Origin of the sequence: Streptomyces sp. NPDC048420 (assembly GCF_040651535.1) — a bacterium.
Classification (GTDB): Bacteria; Actinomycetota; Actinomycetes; order Streptomycetales; family Streptomycetaceae; genus Streptomyces.
Genome location: NZ_JBEZKG010000015.1, coordinates 195,212 through 209,743 on the forward strand (window position 1 = coordinate 195,212; position 14,532 = coordinate 209,743).

General features: G+C 71.4%; 11 protein-coding genes and 2 pseudogenes. 8 read left to right on the forward strand and 5 right to left on the reverse strand.

The window, feature by feature from the left end; translation table 11 throughout:
* Nucleotides 1–53: 53 nt before the first annotated feature.
* The 3 genes and pseudogenes from AB0D34_RS28515 to AB0D34_RS28525 all read right to left on the reverse strand — a co-directional run bounded on the left by AB0D34_RS28515 (nucleotide 54) and on the right by AB0D34_RS28525 (nucleotide 3,228).
* A complete protein-coding gene (locus AB0D34_RS28515) occupies nucleotides 54–1,577 on the reverse strand; it encodes a helix-turn-helix domain-containing protein (RefSeq protein WP_362666241.1) in 1,524 nt (507 codons plus the stop codon).
* A 91-nt stretch (nucleotides 1,578–1,668) separates the two neighbouring features.
* Nucleotides 1,669–2,251: pseudogene (locus tag AB0D34_RS28520) on the reverse strand (GNAT family N-acetyltransferase).
* A gap of 59 nt (nucleotides 2,252–2,310) precedes the next feature.
* Nucleotides 2,311–3,228, reverse strand: a complete 918-nt coding sequence (locus AB0D34_RS28525) for a MerR family transcriptional regulator (protein ID WP_362666243.1) — start codon at nucleotides 3,226–3,228, stop codon at nucleotides 2,311–2,313.
* 137 nt (nucleotides 3,229–3,365) lie between these two features.
* Here AB0D34_RS28525 and AB0D34_RS28530 point away from each other — a divergent pair, with 137 nt between their 5' ends.
* Both AB0D34_RS28530 and AB0D34_RS28535 read left to right on the forward strand, forming a co-directional pair.
* Nucleotides 3,366–3,986: an L-threonylcarbamoyladenylate synthase gene (locus tag AB0D34_RS28530; protein WP_362666246.1), complete on the forward strand. Its 621-nt coding sequence runs from the start codon at nucleotides 3,366–3,368 to the stop codon at nucleotides 3,984–3,986.
* Between the two features lie 125 nt (nucleotides 3,987–4,111).
* On the forward strand, nucleotides 4,112–4,867 hold the full coding sequence (locus AB0D34_RS28535; protein WP_362666248.1) for a dienelactone hydrolase family protein: 756 nt from the start codon (nucleotides 4,112–4,114) through the stop codon (nucleotides 4,865–4,867).
* Here AB0D34_RS28535 and AB0D34_RS28540 read toward each other — a convergent pair.
* Nucleotides 4,864–6,942, reverse strand: a complete 2,079-nt coding sequence (locus tag AB0D34_RS28540; RefSeq protein WP_362666251.1) for a prolyl oligopeptidase family serine peptidase — start codon at nucleotides 6,940–6,942, stop codon at nucleotides 4,864–4,866. The two genes, AB0D34_RS28535 and AB0D34_RS28540, sit on opposite strands and share 4 nt — an antisense overlap.
* Nucleotides 6,943–7,055: 113 nt before the next feature.
* Here AB0D34_RS28540 and AB0D34_RS28545 point away from each other — a divergent pair, with 113 nt between their 5' ends.
* The 4 genes and pseudogenes from AB0D34_RS28545 to AB0D34_RS28560 form a co-directional block, all read left to right on the forward strand.
* Nucleotides 7,056–8,414 carry a DEAD/DEAH box helicase gene (locus AB0D34_RS28545; RefSeq protein ID WP_362666254.1) on the forward strand — a complete coding sequence of 453 codons (1,359 nt, stop codon included), beginning with the start codon at nucleotides 7,056–7,058 and terminating at the stop codon, nucleotides 8,412–8,414.
* 138 nt (nucleotides 8,415–8,552) lie between these two features.
* Nucleotides 8,553–9,347 carry an SAM-dependent methyltransferase gene (locus AB0D34_RS28550; protein WP_362666256.1) on the forward strand — a complete coding sequence of 265 codons (795 nt, stop codon included), beginning with the start codon at nucleotides 8,553–8,555 and terminating at the stop codon, nucleotides 9,345–9,347.
* A gap of 106 nt (nucleotides 9,348–9,453) precedes the next feature.
* Nucleotides 9,454–10,242, forward strand: a complete 789-nt coding sequence (locus AB0D34_RS28555) for a DUF899 domain-containing protein (RefSeq protein WP_362666258.1) — start codon at nucleotides 9,454–9,456, stop codon at nucleotides 10,240–10,242.
* A gap of 185 nt (nucleotides 10,243–10,427) precedes the next feature.
* A pseudogene (locus tag AB0D34_RS28560) lies at nucleotides 10,428–10,586 on the forward strand (alpha/beta fold hydrolase); the annotation flags it as partial.
* Between the two features lie 432 nt (nucleotides 10,587–11,018).
* On the opposite strand, the gene AB0D34_RS28565 reads toward AB0D34_RS28560, so the two are convergent.
* Nucleotides 11,019–11,798, reverse strand: a complete 780-nt coding sequence (locus AB0D34_RS28565) for an SDR family oxidoreductase (protein WP_362666260.1) — start codon at nucleotides 11,796–11,798, stop codon at nucleotides 11,019–11,021.
* A gap of 239 nt (nucleotides 11,799–12,037) precedes the next feature.
* On the opposite strand from AB0D34_RS28565, the gene AB0D34_RS28570 reads away from it, so the two are divergent.
* Together AB0D34_RS28570 and AB0D34_RS28575 are read left to right on the forward strand one after the other, a co-directional pair.
* On the forward strand, nucleotides 12,038–12,916 hold the full coding sequence (locus AB0D34_RS28570; RefSeq protein WP_362666262.1) for an MHYT domain-containing protein: 879 nt from the start codon (nucleotides 12,038–12,040) through the stop codon (nucleotides 12,914–12,916).
* Nucleotides 12,917–13,022: 106 nt separating this feature from the next.
* Nucleotides 13,023–14,531, forward strand: coding sequence for a metallophosphoesterase (locus tag AB0D34_RS28575; RefSeq protein WP_362666264.1), 1,509 nt, complete (start codon nucleotides 13,023–13,025; stop codon nucleotides 14,529–14,531).
* The last annotated feature ends 1 nt before the right edge of the window (nucleotide 14,532 follow it).

Genomic DNA, 14,532 nt, shown 5'->3' on the forward strand with positions numbered 1-14,532 from the left:
GAGCTGCGGACCCTTGTGAATCGCGTCGATGCCCGCTGTGCCGGGCACAGGACTCACTCGTGCACAGGTGCGTCCGGATGGCCCGGATCGTCCCGGAGCAGGACGGGGTGCTCGAGTTCGCCGACCGCGAGATGGGCCAGCACGACCTCGTAGAGGTCGCTGCCGGAGGCGATCAGCCGGCGTTCGAGAACCGGTTCGGCGCTGCGGACGTGTTCACGCACGGTCTGCGCGTGGACGGCCAGTGTCTGCGCGGCCCGTTCGGCGTTGGCGCCGGCTGCTATCCAGCTGCGCAGGGTCCGCCGCAGATCGCGGGCGTCGCTGTCCAGGCGTCCCAGCAGCTCCCGTGCCCAGGTGCCCAGTGCGGGTCCGGCCAGCAGATCACCGAGCCGGGCCCGGGCCTGGCCGTCGCCGTCGGGGTCGTCCTGTCCGTCCGCGAGGCTGACCTGGGTACTCAGGGCCAGATGAACAATCGCGCGGACGCTGAGGTCGGTGAAGTCGGTGCGCAGCAGGGACTCGACGCGTTCCATGCGGGCGCGGACGGTGTTGCGGCTGACGCCGAGGACCTTCGCCGCGCTCACGGCGGTGAACTCCAGGCCGAGGCGGGTGGTGGCGAGCAGTTCGGCGCGGGTGTGGTGGGGCAGGGTGTCGAGCGGCCGCAGCAGCCGGGCGGTCCACGCCCGCAGCGCGGCCGGGTCCATCAGGCGTTCGGGGTGGTTGCGTTCGGCGTACACCGCCGCCTTGTCGGGCCGTACGCGCGCCACGGCGAGCGCGCTCACCGCCTGCCCGTAGGCGGTGGCGGTCCGGGCGAGGCTCTGCCGGGAGCTGCCGCCGAGGAGGGTGCCGGGGTTGCGGTCGACGAGCGAGCGCAGGGCCTCGCCCGCCGCCTCCCCGGTGGTCACGATGATGACGTGCTGGTCCATGGCGGGGCAGCGCACCACGAGGGCCTGGTTGCCGGTCGCGCCGAGGCACTCCTCCACGAGCCGCTCGCGTTGCTCGGCGTCCCCTTCGAGGACGTAGACGCACGCCGTGTCCGTGTCGAGGAGGCCGGGCCACAGTCCGGCGGCGACGCGGCGGGCCGAGACGGTGTCCTCCACCATGAGCAACTGGAGGATGGCCAGGCGCAGATCGGACGTGGCCCGCTTCAGTCGCCGCCCGGCCGCGGTCGACTCACGGGCCCGCAGCAGGAGTTCGAGTACCCGGGCGGTGTGCGTGAGGATCTCGGAGGTGCGCCGGTCGAAGGGGGCCGGCCGGGCCACGGCGAGCACTCCGGCCGACGCCTGGTCCGGATGCTCGACCCTGACCAGGCGCAGATGGCTGCCCTCGTCCGCGGTGGCCGCGGAGGCGATGCGCCCGGCGAGGATGTCGGCCACCAGCTGCTGGTCCAGCGGCATGCGCGTGCCGGCGACGAGGGTGCCGGTGTCGTCCTGGAGCGAGGCCGTGCCGTTCACCGTCTCCGCGAGCCAGGCGACGACCCTGCGCACGTCACGCCCGGTCGGCCGCAGATGGTCGAGGAGCTCCTGCGCCCACGCCGGGGCACCGGCGTCCACCACCCGGCCCCCACCCTCCTGACCTGCCACGTCACCCTTCTCCTCGCCCCTCGCGTCCGCCACGGCACACCGCTCGGGACGTTACCTCACGTGCGGTCGGCGGACGCTCGGCCGGACGCGGTCAGGTGTGAAGGGTGCGTGTGTGCAGGTGTGCGTCGAGCGGGAACCGCGGTGGAGCCGCGCACAGGAGGGCGGTGAGCGGGTATCCGCATTTCCGGGCCACCCGGCAGGAGGCGGTGTTGTCCGTCCGGTGCCGGAGTTCGAGGCGTACGAGCCCGTCCTCGGCGAAGGTGGCGAAGGCCCAGGAGGTCAGCGCGTCGAGGGCGCGCGGGGCGACTCCCCTGCCGCGCGCGTGTCCCGCGGTCCGGTAGCCGACCTCGGCGGACGGGTCTCCGGGGCGCGGGGCGCTTGAGGACGGCGTGGCCTATGAGCGGTCCGCCATCGGTCCGGTGCCCCTGGAGCGGCCCTGCCTCCACGACCGCGAAGGCGAACCGGTCGCCCGTGCGCCGGCCCTCCTGCTGGACCCGCACCCACCGCACCGCATCCGCCTCGTCGTCCACGACGGAATTGATCGAGCGCCGCAGGACGTCGTCCTCGTGCAGGAGCGCGGCTTCCGGCGCGTCCTCCGGACGCCAGGGGCGCAGTGTCAGGGCCGGGGCCGACGCGGTGCCGGGAGCGTGAAGCCGTACGACGGTCCGGTCCATGTCCGGAACGCAGGTGATCGGCGCTGTCGGCCTCGGCCGGTGTCTGTGCCGAGTCGGTGTCACCGGGCCGTCCGCGCACGCAACGCCGTGGTGGACCACGCGACGGCTGGGGCGAGGCGGGCCGGTGCGGGCCATGCGTTGACGAGTGCGAGGAGTTCGAGGTACCGGTCCCTGCGCGGATCGTGGGCGGTTTCCAGGCGGTCGAGCAGGTGATGGCGCAGTGCGGTGTCGTCGGGGCGGTCCAGGGTGCGGGCGCAGTGCGCGGTCAGGGCGGTGACGACGGCGTCGGCCTCCGGTGACTCCGGCGGTATCCCTTCGTCGAGGGCGGGTGCCGCGTGTTCTCGGGCGAGGGCCACGACGTCCGGGCGCGGGGGTGCGGAGCCGTCGAGGCGGAGGGCCCGCACCATGCGCCGCAGGCCGGTCCGGAAGTCCGGGTCGAGGGTCAGTTCGGCCAGCTCGACCCAGGCCTCCAGCTGTTCCTCCGTGGGGCGGTCGGGCAGGTGCGGTGTCATGGAGTTACGGATCGCCTCGGTGCCGGGGTCCTGGAGCACGGCGTCGAGGAAGTCGTCGACCAGGCGCCTGCGTTCGGCTTCGGGAAGTCGGGCCAGTTCGTGCATGCGGTGGGTCTCCTCGGGAGTGGGCCCGCGCCGTGCCACGGCGGTGAGCACCGCTCGCCTCAGACGCAGGATGGCGATCTGCGCGTCCAGGGCGGCGGCATGCTGTGCGGCGACCTCGTCCAGGGCCAGTTCGCGGTCGAGGATCTGCCGGATCACGTCCAGGCCGAGGCCGAGTTCGCGCAGGGTCCGTACGAAGGCGAGCCGGGCGACGGCCCCGGGGGCGTAGCGGCGGTGGCCGGCGTGGGTGCGGTCGGCGGGAGTCACGATGCCGTGATCGGAGTAGAACCGGATCGTCTTGACCGTGAGTCCGGTCTGCCGGGCCAGTTCACCGATCGAGTGCAGCGTGCCGCCGTCGTCCATGCCCTCATCCTGCGGTCTCCCCTTGGGGGAGACGCAACCCGGCGCAGAACCGTACGGCGGCCGGAGCCCGGTGGGCGGTCGGCCGCCACTCCCCCGGCCTGCGTCGTCGCCCCACCGCGACAGCATAAGCTCGGCGGATGGCGAAGTACTTCGACGTGCACCCCGACAACCCGCAACCCCGCACCATCTCCCAGATCGCCGAGAGCATCCGGTCGGACGCGCTGATCGCGTATCCGACGGACTCCTGCTACGCGCTCGGGTGCCGGCTGGGCAGCCGTGACGGCATCGACCGGATCCGGACCATCCGTCACCTGGACGACCGGCACCACTTCACCCTGGTCTGCCAGGACTTCGCGCAGCTCGGCCAGTTCGTACGGGTCGACAAGGACGTGTTCCGCGCGATCAAGGCGTCGACGCCGGGCAGTTACACGTTCATCCTCCCGGCGACGAAGGAGGTGCCGCGCATGCTCCAGCATCCGAAGAAGAAGACGGTCGGCGTGCGCATCCCCGACCATGTCGTCACCCAGGCGCTGCTCGCCGAGCTCGGGGAGCCGCTGTTGTCGAGCACTCTGCTCCTGCCCGACGAAGAGGAGCCGATGACCCAGGGCTGGGAGATCAAGGACCGCCTCGACCATGTGCTGGACGCGGTCGTCGACTCCGGGGACTGCGGCACCGAACCGACGACGGTGATCGACTTCTCCGACGGTGAGGCGGAGATCGTGCGGCACGGAGCGGGTGACACCAGCCGGTTCGAGTAAAGCCGAGCTCAAGCGGGCGGGGGCCGCGCCGACCCGTTGGATGGTGCGTGCAAGCATGTGCCCGGCCCGGTTCCGCCGGGTCGGCGAGCTGCTCGCCACCGCATTGCGCAGAGAGGCAAACCCCCATGACCTCCGTATCGGGAACCGCCGTCGACATCCCCACCGAGGACGGTGTCGCCGACGCCTATCTGGCTCACCCGGGCGACGGGCTGCCGAGGCCGGGTGTCCTGCTCTACATGGACGCGTTCGGGCTGCGGCCGCAGCTCGAGTCCATGGCCGACCGGCTCGCCGAGGCCGGTTACACGGTCCTCGTGCCCAACGTGTTCTACCGGCACGGCCGTTCACCGGTCTTCGATCTGCCCGAGTTCATCGAGCCCGAAGCACGGCCTGCGATCTTCGAGCAGATCGTTCCGGTCATGCAGGCGCTGACGCCCGACCTGGTGGTCCGGGACGCGGGCGCGTATCTGCGGTGGCTGGCCGACCGCTCCGAGGTCGCCGACGGCCCGGTCGCCCTCACGGGCTACTGCCTGGGCGCCCGGCTGGCCCTGCGCACCGCCGGCGCCTATCCGGACCGGGTGGCCGCGGCGGCCGGTTTCCACGGCGGCGGCCTGGCGACGGACGCTCCGGACAGCCCGCACCTGGTGGCCGAGCACGTCACCGCCGAGCTGTACTTCGGCCACGCCGACGAGGACCCGTCGATGCCGCCCGAGCAGGTGGAGCGCCTCGAAGCGGCGCTGACCGAGGCCGGGATCCGCCACCGCTGCGAGGTGTACTCCGGCGCCCACCACGGCTACACCCAGGCCGACACCTCCGCGTACGACGCCGAGGGCGACGAGCGCCACTGGACGGCACTGCTCGATCTGCTCAAGCGCACCTTCTAGGACGAACGTCCTGGCTGGATGTCGGCTGGGACCTCCGTCGGCTCGACGACACCCAAGTGGCGCCGCAGGAACCGCACTTGGCGGTCCAGCAGCTCCCGTGTGACCGTCGAGCCGATCGGCTGGTGACCGATGCCCGGCAGAAGCAGGAGTTCGTGCGGACGTCCCGCCGCGTTGAGGGCCTCCGAGAGGCGGAAGGTGTTGACCGGCGGGACGTTGGTGTCTGCGAGGCCGTGGATCAGCAGCAGGGGCCGGGCCAGCCGAGGCGCGTCGAGGAGCAGGTCGCAGGCCTCGTACCGCTGCGGGAACGCGTCGGGATGGCCGAGGAACCGCTCCCGCCAGTGCGCGTGGTAGAGCCGCTGGTCGGTGACCCCGGCGCCGGCCACGGCGGCGTGGAAGACATCGGGGCGGCGCAGCACGGCCAGGGCGGCGAGTGCGCCGCCGAAGGACCAGCCACGGAAAGCGACCCGGCCGAGATCGAGGTCGGGGTGGCGGCGGGCGGCCTCGTGCAGCGCGGCGACCTGGTCGTCCAGGACGGGCCCGAACAGATCGCCGTACACCTCGCGTTCCCAGTCGGGCCCGCGGCCCGGTGTGCCACGGCCGTCGGTGGTGAGCACCGCGAATCCCTGCTCGGCGAACCACTGCGACAGCAGGACCCGCCAGTCCAGTTCGGCGGTGACACGTTGGTGGCCCGCTCCGCCGTACGAGTCGACGAGGACCGGCAGCGGTCCACTGCCCCGGCGATGCCAGGAGGGGAAGTGGAGCCGGGCGTGCAGTTCCAGGGGGCCGAGGACGAGCCGCTGCGCGTGGACGCCGAGCACCGGGCGTTCGGCGTACGACAGGACGGGGACGGTCGGTTCACCAGCCCGCAGCACCTCGGCCCGGCCGCCGGTCCGCTCGGTGTCGCGGGTGACCCGGACCAGGGTGCCGCCGCGCGAGACGCCGGAGTGGACACCAGGACCCGAACTCACCTGCCGTAGGCCCGACTTGGGGCCGTAGCTCCACAGGTGGGTCTCGGTGGGGTCGTCGGAGGCAGTGAACAGGATGTCGTCGCCGTCGACGCGGAGCACGGCCCGCAGCTGAAGTCGCCCGGGGGTGACGGGAGTTCCGTCCAGCGTGAGATGCCGGGTTCCTCCGAGGTCGCGATGGACGAGGAGCGCGCCGGACGGGGTGCGGGCAGGCAGTCCGGGAACGAGCTGCACCCAGCAGGAGTCGTGCTGCTCGTCCAGGACGGCCGTCCGTCCGTCGCCCGGGTCCACGGCCAGGAACCGGACGGAGCGCTGGTCGCGGGACTGAACGAGGGCCCAGGGCCCGTGCGGGTCCCACCCGGCGCCGACCACGTACTCGAAGGCCCCGCGATCCCAACTCACCTGCACCGGAGGCCCGTCGGGGCCGGAGAGCCACAGCGTCACGTCGGGATTGGGCGTCCCGGCCAGGGCGGCGCGTGACACCGCCGGGTCGGCGGGCTCGGCCGTCGGCCAGGGCCGAACCTGCGTGAAGTCCGTCCGGGCGAACAGCAGTTGGCCTCCGCGCGGGGACCACCAGTGCCCCCGGGTACCGTCGAGGGAGGTGGCAGCGGTGTGTACGGCGGTCCCGAACTCCACGCCGGAGGCGTCCGGTTCGGCCACGGCGCGATCCGCGGTGCCATCGGCTTCCGCCACACGCAGGGCACCGTGCGACACGTAGGCGATGCGGCGCCCGGTCGGATCGGGCCGGGGGTCCTCCACCGGGCCGACCGCGGGCAGACGGCGGGGCTCCCCCTTGCCCACGTCCAGCTTCCAGAGCGCGCCGGCCAGAGCGAAGGCGACGACACCGCCCGCCGCGTCGGTGTCGTACGCCTCGATGCCGGACGTTCGCGGGGAACGCCCGCTCGTGAGCAACCGGACGGGATCGGCCAGCAGCCGTTCCCTTCCGGAGTCGACATCCAGCGCCCACAGGCAGGTGGCCGGGTCGTCGCCCGTGCGGCCGCGGAGGAACAGGACGGTTGCGCCGTCGGACGAGACAGTGAACCGCTCAGGGGCGCCTCGGGTGAAGCGGAGGGTGCGGACGAGTTGTTCGGGGAGGGTGGTGGGGGCCATGCGGACTTCCTTCCACAGGACCCACGAATGAAACACATGTTCGATACTAGAGAGCCGACTGGGTCGTTACTTTGTGTTAGCATCTGACATTTGCGCGCTGCGGAAGGCTGTTCATGGACCACCCCGACCCCACCCAGTCCTCGGTAGATTCCTTCGCCGACCTGGAACTGCCGGCCGAACTGCTGCGCACCCTCACCTCACTCGGTGTGCACGAGCCCTTCCCGATCCAGGCGGCCACTGTGCCCGACGCTCTCGCGGGACGCGACGTCCTCGGGCGTGGCCGCACCGGATCGGGCAAGACGCTCGCCTTCGGTCTGCCGCTGCTCGCACGGACGGCCGGGCGGCGCGCGGAGGCGAAGCAGCCCCTCGCCCTGGTGCTGGTGCCCACCCGGGAGCTGGCCCAGCAGGTCACCGAGGCGCTCGCGCCGTACGCCGAGGCACTCCGCCTTCGGATGGCCACAGTGGTCGGCGGCATGTCGATCGGCCGGCAGATCGCCGCACTGCGCGAGGGGGCCGAGGTCGTCGTCGCCACTCCGGGGCGACTGCACGACCTCGTCGAGCGCAAGGCCTGCGGCCTGGGACGGGTCCGGATCGCCGTTCTCGACGAGGCCGACCAGATGTGCGACCTGGGTTTCCTGCCGCAGGTCACCGAGGCACTCGACCAGGTACGTCCCGACGGCCAGCGCATGCTGTTCTCGGCCACCCTGGACCGCGACGTCGACCACCTGGTCCGTCAGTACCTCCACGACCCCGTCGTCCACTCGGTCGACCCGTCCGCGGGCGCGGTCACCACGATGGACCACCACGTGCTGGTCGTCCACGGCCCCGACCGGTACGCCGTCACCACGGAGATCGCCGCCCGCGACGGCCGGGTCCTGCTGTTCCTGGACACCAAGCACGCCGTCGACCAGCTCACCCGGCATCTGCGGGCCAACGGGGTGCACGCCGCGGCCCTGCACAGCGGCAAGTCCCAGCCGCAGCGCACCCGCACCCTCGCCCAGTTCAAGGACGGCCAGGTCACCGTCCTGGTCGCGACCAACGTCGCGGCCCGCGGGCTGCACATCGACGACCTCGATCTCGTCGTCAACGTCGACCCGCCCACCGACCCCAAGGATTACCTGCACCGCGCGGGCCGCACCGCCCGGGCGGGCGAGTCCGGCCGGGTCGTCACCCTGGTGCTGTCGGGCCAACGGCGCGAGACGAGCCGGGTGATGACCGAGGCCGGTATCGAGCCGACCGTCACCAAGGTGCGCTCGGGCGAGGCGCAGCTGAGCCGGATCACCGGAGCCAAGGCCCCCTCGGGCACCCCGCTCGACGGCGGACCCCGGCCCAAGAACACCAACGCGCCCTTCCGCGGCCTGGGCACCAGCAAGGACACCTCCCGCGGCACCGGCGGCAAGTCCCGGAAGGCCGACGAGGCCCGCAGGCTCGCCGAGGCCCGCCGGGCGGCCCGGACGCGTCGCGGCAGCTGAGAGCCGCGTCCGCCGTCGGCGATCGGAGCGAAGGCCCCGCCCGACCGAAAAATCCGAACTGACAGGCGAGCGGCGGGCGTTCGGACGTAGGTTGTGCCATGGACGACCGACGCACCGCCTGAAGGACGGACCCGACTCATGACCGCAGCGGAGCACCCGAAGATCGACACCTCGGTGCCGCACTCCGCCCGTATCTGGAACTACTGGCTCGGCGGCAAGGACAACTACCCCGTCGACGAGGCGGCCGGCGACGCCTACACCGACGTCTTCCCCGGCATCGTCACCATTGCCCGCGGCAGCCGCGCCTTCCTGCGCCACACCATCACGTACCTGGTCTCCGAAGCCGGTATCCGGCAGTTCCTGGACGTCGGCACCGGCCTTCCGACCGCCCAGAACACCCATGAGGTCGCCCAGCAGATCGCCCCCGAGTCCCGGATCGTCTACGTCGACAACGACCCGATGGTCCTCACCCACGCCCGCGCCCTGCTCTACTCCACCCCTGAGGGCGCGACCGCCTACATCGACGCCGACGCGACGGATCCGGACCGTATCCTCGCGGCCGCAGCCGAGACCCTGGACTTCGAGCGCCCGGTCGGGCTCATCCTCAGCAACATCCTGGGACATGTCGCCGACCACGACCAGGCCCGCTCGATCGTCACCCGGCTGATGTCCGCCCTGCCCTCGGGCAGTCACCTCTGCGTCAACGACGGGTCGCTCGGCATCGACCCGGTCTTCGAGCAGGCCCAGGACGCCTACAACAAGAGCGGGGCCGTCCCGTACAACCTGCGCACCGTCGACGAGATCACCCGGTACTTCGACGGCCTGGACCTCGTCGAACCCGGAGTCGTCTCCGTCACGCAGTGGCGCCCGGAGCCCGGCTCCCCCACCCCGCAGCTCGTCGCCGAGCACGGCGGACTCGCCCGCAAGCCGTGACGGGGTGCACGTTCGCCGGCTCCCCCGCTTCGGCGCAAGCTGGAGGTGGGGGCCGTGCCCCCACCCTGTCTCGCAAGAGCGGCTGACAGCGACCGGGAGGATCGATATGTCGACTCGTCTGCCCGAGGTGGTCTCACGCGAGGAGTGGCTCCGCGCCCGCAAGGAGCTGCTGGCCGAGGAGAAGGAGGTCACCCGGGCCCGCGACCGGGTCAACGCCGCTCGGCGGCGGCTGCCGATGGTCCGCGTGGAGAAGCCGTACGCCTTCGAGGGCCCGGACGGTGAGGTGAGCCTGCTCGAACTCTTCGAGGGGCGGCCCCAGTTGGTCGTGCATCACTTCATGTGGACCTTCGACGTCGACGCCGACGGCACCGAGCGCCCCCGGGACACCGGCTGCCCCAGCTGCTCCTCCGCGGCCGACCAGATCGGCAACCTGCGGCAGCTGCACGTCCGGGGCACCTCACTGGCCGCGGTGACGAGGGCGCCGTACGCCGAACTCGCCGCGTACCGCGAGCGGATGGGCTGGTCGTTCCCCTGGTACTCCTCGGCGGGCAGCGACTTCAACTACGACTTCCACGCGACCGTCGACGACCGGGTGGCCCCGGTGCAGATCTTCCACCGCTCCGAGGCCGAGCTCGCCGAGGCGGGAACGCCCTGGTCGGAGAGCATGCGCGGGGACTGGCCGGGCATCAGCGCCTTCCTGCGGGTCGGCGACGAGGTCTTCCACACGTACTCCACGTTCGGCCGGGGCATCGAGGAGTTCCACAACGGCTACCCCTACCTCGACCTCACCGCGCTTGGCCGTCAGGAGGAGTGGGAGGAGCCGAAGGACCGCGCGACCCCGCTCGGGCTCCAGGTCGGCGGCCCGGCGCTGCGGCTGCCGGACGAGTACGACTGAGACACGATGCCTCTCCCAGGCTCGCGGCGATGAGTTCGGCGCCTCCGTCAGGTGTTCCTCACATACGAACCCCGCAGAACGGATGTGATGACGGCGCCGACCATGACGGGAACCCTGGCCGCCGATCTGCGTGTCGTGGCTCCCGAGCTCCAGGGGCACGGCCACACCGCCGACGCGACCGTGAGATGACGGTGCCGCAGCTGGCGTCCGACGTGGTGGCGCTTCTCGACGAACTCGGTATCCAGCAGGCCGACCTCCTCGGGTTCAGCCTCGGCGGACTGACCGCCCTGGAGATCGCGGTCCGGCACCCGGAGCGCGTGGGACGGCTCGCGCTCGCCGCCGGCCCGTACACCCAGGACGGTGTCCACGACGAGGTCCGCGTCCCGGACTGCACCTCGCCCCGGCTGCCCAGCCAGGCGGACTTCCTCGCGATGGCCGACGCCTACGCGGCGACCGCACCCGATCCCGGGCACTCCAGGGCTTCCTCGCCAAGGTCTCCGCGACGGCCCCCGCCCGCTGCCCTGGAGCGCCGACGACCTGCGCGGACTGCGGGCACCTGCCCTGCTGCTCATCGACGGCCTCGACTTCGTACGTGTGGAGCACGCGGCGGAGATGCAACGCCTCATCCCCGACGCACAGTTGGCCGTTCTGGCCGGCACCTCGCACATGGCCGTCCTGCGGCGGAGCCCCCTGGTGCTGCCGCTGCTGGGCAAGTTCTTCGCGTGACGCAAGGTATGCGCAGGCGGATCAACGGCGGGCCACGGGGTGGAGTAGGCCTACTCGAAGCCGCCGTTGCTCTTCAGTAGCTGCCCGTTGACCCACTGTCCTTCGCGGGAGCACAGGAAGTCCACCAGGTGGGCGGTGTCCTGCGGAGTGCCGAGGCGGCCGAGCGGGGTCGCGTCGAGGCAGTGCGCCCGAATCTCCTCGGACATCCAACCGGTGTCGACGGGGCCGGGGTTGATGGCGTTGGCGGTCACGCCGAGGTGGGCGAGTTCATGGGCGGCGGCCAGGGTGATGCGGTCCAGCGCGCCCTTGCTCGCCCCGTACGGCAGGTTGCCCACGGTGTGGTCGCTGGTGAGGGCGATGATGCGGCCGGTGCCGTGCTCGGCGGTGAAGCGGCGGCCGAACTCGCGGATGAGCAGCCAGGTCGCGCGTGTGTTGACGGCGAAGTGCCGGTCGAAGCTCTCGACGGTGGTGTCGAGCAGACCGGAGTCGACGGACTCGCAGTGGCACATCACCAGCGCGGTCACGGAACCGAGCCGTCGTTCCACCTCGTCGAGGACCCGGGCCGGGGTGTCGGGGTCGGCGAGGTCGGCCTCGATCGCGGCGGTGGCCGCGCCCTGCTCGGCCAGGGCCCTGTCGATCGCCTCGGTCGCGCCGGGCTCGGTGCCCCAGGCCATGCGGGCGTCGTACGGGTTCCAGTAGGTGAAGGCGATGTCCCACCCCGAGGCCGCGAGCCGTCGCGCGATTCCGGCGCCGATGCCGACGGTGCGGCCCACGCCGGTGACCAGGGCCAGCGGGCGCACGGCGGAGGGAAGTTGTTGGGTACTCGTCACGGACGGCGATCGTTCACGAACCACAACCGGCCCTGCAACCCGTTTTCCTCAAAATCCTCAACTCTGCCACGCACGCCCTCCACATGGCGCCACCTGGCCGGAAGACGCCCTCTTGTGGCCCGAGTTCATCCGCGTTATTCGAGAGCCCGCTGCTTACCTGCGGTAAGGCCTTGATTTGAACGATCCTCAACAGTAACCCTTCCCCCAGGATCAGCCATTGCTCTGGGGGGAGTTGGCAAGTGGAAGGAACGGTTGACGGGTTCCGCTACGGGGCCGTGACACCGGTGGCCGCCTATGTGATGGCGTGCTTAGGTGGGGCTCTGGGGCTGCGGTGCATCGTGCGCACCCTGCTCAGCAACCAGTCGTGGAAGGCGGGCTGGCTCGGGCTCGGCGCCGCGTCGATCGGCTGCGGCATCTGGACGATGCACTTCATCGCCATGATCGGGTTCCATGTCGTGGAGACCCGCATCCGCTACAACGTCGGGCTCACGGTGCTCAGTCTCGCCGTGGCGATCGTCGTCGTGGGCATCGGCGTGTTCATCGTCGGCTACCGGGGCGCCAGCACCCCGAACCTGGCCTTCGCGGGCATCGTCACCGGGCTCGGCGTGGCGGCCATGCACTACCTGGGCATGGCGGCACTGCACCTCAACGGGACGGTCCAGTACGACCCGTTCGTGGTCGGGCTCTCCGTGGTGATCGCGATCGTCGCGGCGACCGCGGCGCTGTGGGCGGCCGTCACGATCCGCGGATTCATGATGAGCCTCGGGGCCAGCCTGATCATGGGCGTCGCCGTCTCCGGGATGCACTACACGGGGATGGCCGCGGTCAGCGTCCATGTGCACAGCAAGGTGGGCGGTTCGTGGGCGGGCGACTCGCCCAACTCCCTGCTGCTGCCCATGCTCGTCGGGCCGGTGATCTTCCTCATACTGGCAGGCGTGGTCGTGATGTTCGACCCGCTGCTGGTGCTCGGGGACGGCGACTGGAACCGTCTGTCCGCCGCGACCGGGCGCACCGCGCCGCGACCCGACTCGCTCTTCGAGAACCAGGAGAGCCGCGTCGAGCACGCCCGCACCCCGCTGGATCCCCAGTGGGCCGCACCGCGCAGCCCCCAGAGGTGAGGGGACACTCCCCGACTCCCCACAGATCCGGTGATTTCCGGGAGGGGTGGTGCCGTGCGGCACTCCCCCTTCCCGACCGGTTCTAGATCGTTGTTACGGTGCACCGGTGTCTGACTCCTCACGCGATACCGCCGAAGGCGCCGGCTGGGGCTCCACCCGACTCGGCGAGTACAAGCAGCTGATGCCGCCCAAGGTCGAGAAGATCTCGTGGCTCAACCCCAAGACGCTGTGGGCCGCCCGCAACGGCGTGGTCGCCTCCTGGTTCGGGGACCCCACGGGCCGTACCCGAAGCCGCTGGGTGGCCCAGCGCGCGGCGGCCGGCGCGCCCGCCGACAAGGTGATCCGGCGAGCGGACCCGGACACGTTCTCCTTCATGGTCATCGGCGACACGGGTGAGGGCGACGACCCCCAATACGCCGTTGTACCAGGCTTTCTGAATATCAGTCAGGACACGAGGTTCGCGGTCGTCGCCAGCGACGTCATCTACCCGGTGGGCAGCGCGGACGACTACGACACGAAGTTCTTCCGGCCCTACCAGGACTATCCGGCGCCGATCTACGCGATACCGGGCAACCACGACTGGTACGAAGACCTCGGCGCCTTCATGCGCGTCTTCTGCGACGACGCCCCTCCCCTCGCGCCCGAGCCCGCCCCGCGCCCCCTCACCCGAGCCTGGCTGCGCTCCCTGCTGTGGCATCGCCCGCGCGCCGACGACGGTCAACACCTCGACGAGGCACGCCTGTTGCGCCCGGCCCGGGCCCAACAGGCCGTCCAGCCGGGCCCGTACTGGGCGGTGGACGCGGGCCCGCTGCGGATCATCGGCATAGACACCGGGCTGCTCGGGACCATTGACGCCGAACAGGGCGCCTGGCTGCGCGAGGTCGCCCAGGGCCCCCGCCCGAAGATCCTCATCACGGGCTCACCCCTCTACGTGGACGGTGAACACCACCCCTGTCCCATCGAGGGCGGCGGCACGGTCGACGAGATCGTGCGCGACCCGGAGCACCACTTCGTCGCGTCGATAGGCGGCGACATCCACAACTACCAGCGCTATCCGGTCGACGTGGACGGCCGGACCATCCAGTACGTCGTCTCGGGCGGCGGCGGCGCCTTCATGCACGCCACCCACACCATCCCGCACATCTCGGTCGCGAACGTCACCGAGAAGGACTTCCGCTGCTATCCGCTGCGCGGCGACTCCCTGGCCTTCTACAGCAGGCTCTACGGCCGCCGACTGCACCTGCGCCGGTTCTTCACCCTCACCGATGCCGAGGCCACGGCGGTGATCGCCGAGCGGCTCGGCATCCCGCCCACCCGTGTCCCCGGTGAGCCCGCCCGCGTCACCTTCCGCACCCGCCTGGTGGCCAGTCTCCTGGGGGCGGGCGGCCGCCCCGACCGCACCTCGCGGTTCCGGCTCCCGGTGCGCAAGATCTACACGCAGCTGTTCTCACCGAGCTCGGCGACCTACAGCCCGCCCTTCTTCAAGTGCTTCCTGCGCCTGGACGTCACACCGGAGGCGGTGCGCCTGCGGTGCTTCGCGGCCACCGGCAACCTCGCCCAGGAGCTGGACCCGCCGGTCGAGGACGAGGTGACCATTCCCCTGACCCGGTCTTGAC

What these genes read in the sequence shown, in the direction of transcription:
- AB0D34_RS28525 (WP_362666243.1), bottom strand. Translation starts at nt 3,228, where the DNA reads ATGGACGACGGCGGCACGCTGCACTCGATCGGTGAACTGGCCCGGCAG.
- AB0D34_RS28530 (WP_362666246.1), top strand. Translation starts at nt 3,366, where the DNA reads ATGGCGAAGTACTTCGACGTGCACCCCGACAACCCGCAACCCCGCACC.
- AB0D34_RS28535 (WP_362666248.1), top strand. Translation starts at nt 4,112, where the DNA reads ATGACCTCCGTATCGGGAACCGCCGTCGACATCCCCACCGAGGACGGT.
- AB0D34_RS28540 (WP_362666251.1), bottom strand. Translation starts at nt 6,942, where the DNA reads ATGGCCCCCACCACCCTCCCCGAACAACTCGTCCGCACCCTCCGCTTC.
- AB0D34_RS28545 (WP_362666254.1), top strand. Translation starts at nt 7,056, where the DNA reads ATGGACCACCCCGACCCCACCCAGTCCTCGGTAGATTCCTTCGCCGAC.
- AB0D34_RS28550 (WP_362666256.1), top strand. Translation starts at nt 8,553, where the DNA reads ATGACCGCAGCGGAGCACCCGAAGATCGACACCTCGGTGCCGCACTCC.
- AB0D34_RS28555 (WP_362666258.1), top strand. Translation starts at nt 9,454, where the DNA reads ATGTCGACTCGTCTGCCCGAGGTGGTCTCACGCGAGGAGTGGCTCCGC.